This window comes from Bradyrhizobium sp. 164 (assembly GCF_023073715.1).
Lineage (GTDB): Bacteria > Pseudomonadota > Alphaproteobacteria > Rhizobiales > Xanthobacteraceae > Bradyrhizobium.
In genome coordinates this window covers 1-2,050 of sequence record NZ_JADPKA010000100.1, presented here as the reverse complement: position 1 = coordinate 2,050, position 2,050 = coordinate 1, and the positions used below count along the sequence as shown (strand labels likewise).

Below are 2,050 nucleotides of genomic sequence, written 5' to 3'. Positions count from 1 at the left end.
ACCGCGAAATTCATCGCCGACAAGCACCCCACCAAGGTCGCAGCATTTGCCTCATTCGTCATTTGACTTGCGCGATGTAAGGGGCTCATCTTGAAGTTGCCTCTGATGTTCTCAAGCGCGTGGGGATCGGCCTAACACCTGACGGAACGGATAATGGCTGATTGCCGGTGTCTGCCGGGTCCGAAGCAGCATGCGTCGTTCCCCCTGGCGGACAGGACCGTTAGCACTCGCCCGCCCACCGAATGCTGCTGTGGTTCTGGTTTTCCTTGAAGCTGGAGCACTAGAATGATGTTTCCATCATGGTCATATGGGCCGGAATGCTTTTCGATAGCTAGCAGATCACACATGGATATCGTCGGCCTAGGTGCACTCCTTGTCTTAGTGCTCCCGTCGATCGCGTTCGCCGCTGAGAAGCCGGCATATAGCCCGGACGCTGAAACGCCACTCGTAACGACTTCACGCATCTCTGCGACGGTCGAGCTCGGGCTGCCGGCTCTCGCTGCAGCGATCGAGCGGGACATTCCAAAGCGGCTTGCCACCATCGACGAACGCATCAACTGCGTTCATCGTCATGTTTTCATCTTCCGGGTCAACGCCAACTGCGACGTATGGGGATTTGTCGACCGGACTAGCCCGGTCTCGCTGTATGGCCGGGGCGATCGCGTCTTCGGCGCGGTCTCCATACATGGTGCTGCCGAAGGTCAGGGAGCTAATCGGTTCACGGCGCGCATCCGGAGCGAGACCGAGGCACGCGCGACGATCGAGGTTGAAGCGCGCCCCGAGCTGCGCAGGGATGGATCGCTCCAGCTCAACATCAGCGACTCGTTCCACTGGAGTGAGCATCCCTACCTTCACGTGCTCGGTCGCGAGTTTGACCTTGCCCCCTATGTCGAGCCCAATATTCGAACCCAGCTGGGCCGCATCCGGTCGCGCGCGCTGGCCGCGGCGCGGGCACTCGACCTGCACGGCAAGGCCGAGACGGCATGGCGTCACGCGTTTGACCCCATTAAAATCTCGAAGGATCCGCCGATCTGGCTGCAGCTGATCCCGCAGACCGCGGCGTTCGCGGGTGTCCGCGCCGATGGCAAGGTATTGTGGGGATCGCTTGAACTTACCGGCTCCGCCGAAACTCTAATCGGGCAGCAGCCGCCAGCTGTCACGGCAACGGCTCTCCCGCCGCTCGGCGCCGCGGTGGCTGAGCCGGGCACCTTCGATGTCATTCTTCCCGTGCGCATCAACTACGAGGCGGTCAAGGAAAAGGTAAGCCAGGCAATTGCAGCCGTTCCGGCGCAGAACACGTCCGTGCGCGAGGTTCAGATCTACCCGTCCTCGGGCAAACTCGTGGTCGGCCTTCGCATAGCAAAGAGCTCCGACGCCGATCCCAACGCGGGTCAATGGATCTATCTTTCGGCCCAGCCAAACGTCGATGCCGACAATAGGACCTTTGGCCTTTCCGAAATTGGCCTGACGACCTCGTCAGAGGACAGCCAGATTGGATCTGCCGTGCAACAGCTCGCGGCGCAATTGAAGAATGGCTCTAATCTCGACTACGGCATTTCCTACCAAAACCTGCTCATGGCTGCGAACGAACGCTTGACGCGCCCGCTGAAGGACGGCTTTCGCATGGAGGGCCACCTTGACTCCGCAAGGCTTGGAAAAGTGCACTTGCTGCGCGAAGGCATCCTGATTGCCCTTCATGCCAGCGGCGGTCTGAAGATAGTTTACGGACTGTAAGCACGTGAGCTCGACCATGCGATACTTCACCAGCAATCTCTTTGGTGGCTGGCCGCGCAGGTGGATGTCGACCGCGCTCATCGCCACGGCGGTGCTTGGCCTTCCGGGAATAGCGTCGGGCCAGACGACATTTTATGATGCGCCGGAATCGTTGCTCAACGGCGCCCCGGGCACCTTAGTGCGGCAGGAGCCGATGGACGGTGCTCCGCTCGGCGCCTCCACTTATCGCGTGCTCTATCGCTCGACGGGGCTGAACGGTCGGCCGGTCTTTGTGTCCGGCGTCGTCATCGTTCCGCAAGGCACGCCCGCGCTCGGC

The 2,050-nt window shown here is 60.9% G+C and carries 1 protein-coding gene and 1 pseudogene; both read left to right on the top strand.

The window, feature by feature from the left end; translation table 11 throughout:
• Positions 1 to 345: 345 nt before the first annotated feature.
• On the top strand, positions 346 to 1,734 hold the full coding sequence (locus IVB01_RS31260; protein ID WP_247415653.1) for a DUF4403 family protein: 1,389 nt from the start codon (positions 346 to 348) through the stop codon (positions 1,732 to 1,734).
• A 16-nt stretch (positions 1,735 to 1,750) separates the two neighbouring features.
• Positions 1,751 to 2,050, top strand: a pseudogene (locus IVB01_RS31255) (hypothetical protein); the annotation flags it as partial.

Excerpts from the sequence above, each read along its gene's own strand:
- IVB01_RS31260 (WP_247415653.1), top strand. The coding sequence starts at position 346 with ATGGATATCGTCGGCCTAGGTGCACTCCTTGTCTTAGTGCTCCCGTCG.